This is a genomic window from Acetobacter tropicalis (assembly GCF_001580915.1).
Taxonomy (GTDB): Bacteria; Pseudomonadota; Alphaproteobacteria; order Acetobacterales; family Acetobacteraceae; genus Acetobacter; species Acetobacter tropicalis.
On sequence record NZ_LHZQ01000086.1, the window covers coordinates 1 to 2,519 of the forward strand.

Annotated in this window: 2 protein-coding genes; both read right to left on the bottom strand. The window is 57.3% G+C overall.

What is annotated here, in order from left to right:
• Nucleotides 1-57: 57 nt before the first annotated feature.
• The gene (gene istB / locus AD944_RS00615) at nucleotides 58-843 is read right to left on the bottom strand and encodes an IS21-like element helper ATPase IstB (protein ID WP_029606259.1); all 786 of its coding nucleotides are present in this window, start codon (nucleotides 841-843) and stop codon (nucleotides 58-60) included.
• Nucleotides 833-2,356: an IS21 family transposase gene (istA, locus tag AD944_RS00620; protein WP_045543178.1), complete on the bottom strand. Its 1,524-nt coding sequence runs from the start codon at nucleotides 2,354-2,356 to the stop codon at nucleotides 833-835. Before istA ends, istB begins: the two co-directional genes overlap by 11 nt.
• Nucleotides 2,357-2,519 lie beyond the last annotated feature (163 nt).

Here is a 2,519-nt window from a genome sequence, read left to right on the forward strand (position 1 = left end):
TTTTCATGAGCAATTGACCCGGCCTGATTGTGTATGTCTCCTGTTTTGAGGAGATATTCAAGCGTGTGTTTCTGCCTTTTCCTTTCTGATTTTTGGTTTGGCGCTACTGGCTCTGAACCTGTAGCTGTCATTTCCTGTCTCAAGGATATGACAGTGGTGGGTCAGTCGATCGAGGAGGGCTGTTGTCATTTTGGGGTCTCCGAAGACATCGCCCCATTCCCCGAAGCCTAGATTGGTTGTGATAATGACACTGGTCCGCTCGTAGAGACGGCTGAGCAGATGGAACAGAAGAGCCCCACCTGACGCGCTGAACGGCAGGTAACCGAGTTCATCAAGGATCACGAGATCAAGGCGCAGGAGACGGTCTGCGATCTGCCCTGACCGGTTGGCGGCTTTTTCCTGCTCGAGAGCGTTCACAAGATCGACCGTGGACCAGAAGCGGGCTTTCCTACGATGATGCTCGATCGCCTGCATGGCAAGAGCTGTTGCGATATGGCTTTTTCCTGTGCCCGGTCCCCCGATCAGAACGACATTTTCGGCATGGTCAATGAAGGTGCCCCCATGGAGTTGACGCACCATCGCTTCGTTGATGTCGGCACAGGAGAAATCAAAACCTGCCAGATCCTTATAGGCTGGGAACCTTGCCGCTTTTTTCTGATAGGCAATGGAGCGTATCTCCCGTTCTGCAAGTTCTGCTTTCAGAAGCTGGGAGAGAACCGGGATTGCTGCTTCGAAGGCCGGAGCGCCCTGTTCGGTCAGTTCTTCCGTGGCCTGAGCCATGCCATACATCCGCAGGCCGCGAAGCATGACGACAAGAGCGCCAGCAGCAGGATCATGACGCATGGCGGATCTCCCCACGCAGGGCGTCATAGCGGGAGGTATTGGCAAGCGGCTCACGTTCAAGTGTCAGGGCCTGCGGCGTCTCAATCCGTGCTGTCGCGGTTTTTTTGCCATCCGTCAGACGATGCAGCGTATTGAGGATGTGCGTTTTGGTCGGGACGCCATCTTCAAGTGCCAGTTCCACCGCGCAAAGCACGGCTTGTTCGTCGTGATGCAGCACAAGGGCCAGGACCTCGACCATGTCCCGCTCACCACCAGTCCGTTTGCGGAGATGCTCCTGCAGGACACGGAAGGCCTGAGGCAATTCGGCAAATGGCGCACCATTGCGCAAGGCACCCGGTTTGCGCTGAAGGACGGCCAGATAATGGCGCCAGTCATAAACCGTTCGACTGGACGCAGTGTGAGAGCGTTCAATGATCCGGCCATGCTCGCACAGCACACGTCCCTCGGCTACGATCACCAGTCGGGCGGGATAGACACGCAGACTGACAGGACGGTTGGCAAAGGACGCTGGCACGCTGTAGCTGGTGCCCTCAAAACGGATGAGGCAGGTCGGAGACACTCTCTTGGTGTGTTCGACAAATCCATCGAAGGGGCGCCCCATGCTTATCAGATGCGGCACTTCGGCGGCATGGGCCTCGGCGACACTGCCCGGTAGGTCCACATGCCGCTGATCTGCCCAGTGCTCACGGCAGCGCCTCTCAAGCCAGAGATTCAGGGCTGCAAGATCAGGGAAATGCGGCATCTCCTGCCAGATCTGGCGGCGGGCATCCTGAACGGTCTTCTCAATCTGTCCTTTCTCCCATCCCGATGCAGGATTACAGAAATCCGCCTCAAACAGATAGTGGCTCACAAGTGCGGAAAAACGCAGGTTTACCTGCCGGGCTTTCCCTCGCCCGACATGATCCACAGCTGTTTTCATATTATCGAAAATACCCCGGCGCGGCACGCCGCCCAGCATCCGGAAGGCCTCAGTCAGGGCGTCAAACAGCATTTCATGGGTCTGCAAGGGATAGGCCCGCAGAACGAAGGCCCGGCTGTAGCTGAGTTTGGTGTGGGCAACCTGAAGCTTGACGCGTCGGCCACCAACAACAGCCCAGTCCTCACCCCAGTCAAACTGAAAGGCCTCGCCCGGTTGAAAACGCAGGGGAATGAAGACACCGCGTCCCGTCGTCTGCAGGGCCAGCCTCTGCTCGGCCCGCCACGTCCGGATGAAGGCCGCAACACGGCCATATGACCCTTTGTAACCAAGGGCGACAAGGTCCGAATAAAGGCGCTTGCCCGTCCGACGCTGCTTGCGCGGGCGCGTCGCCTCATGAGCAAGCCAGGTCTTCAGCTTTTCGGCAAACAAATCCAGTTTGCTCGGACGCTCTGATGCCCTGAAAACCGGCTCAACCGTGTCTGCCCGAAGATATTTCCGGATCGTGTTCCGCGACAGGCCCGTCCGACGCTCAATCTCGCGGATCGGCAGACCATCACGATGATGCCAACGACGCACAACGCTCAATAAATCCATGCTGATCACTTCTCCATAGGGCTCCGGTCAATTGAAACCGGAGCAGTGTCAGGCATGGGTCAATTCTCAGTGGAAATTTATACCCTTCCCGGGTCAGTTCTCGGCGAGCTGGTCGCGGGTGAGGAGAACCTCGCCTGTATCCTGTCGGAGATTAACCAATACC

What these genes read in the sequence shown, in the direction of transcription:
- istA (WP_045543178.1), bottom strand. Translation starts at nt 2,356, where the DNA reads ATGGATTTATTGAGCGTTGTGCGTCGTTGGCATCATCGTGATGGTCTG.
- istB (WP_029606259.1), bottom strand. Translation starts at nt 843, where the DNA reads ATGCGTCATGATCCTGCTGCTGGCGCTCTTGTCGTCATGCTTCGCGGC.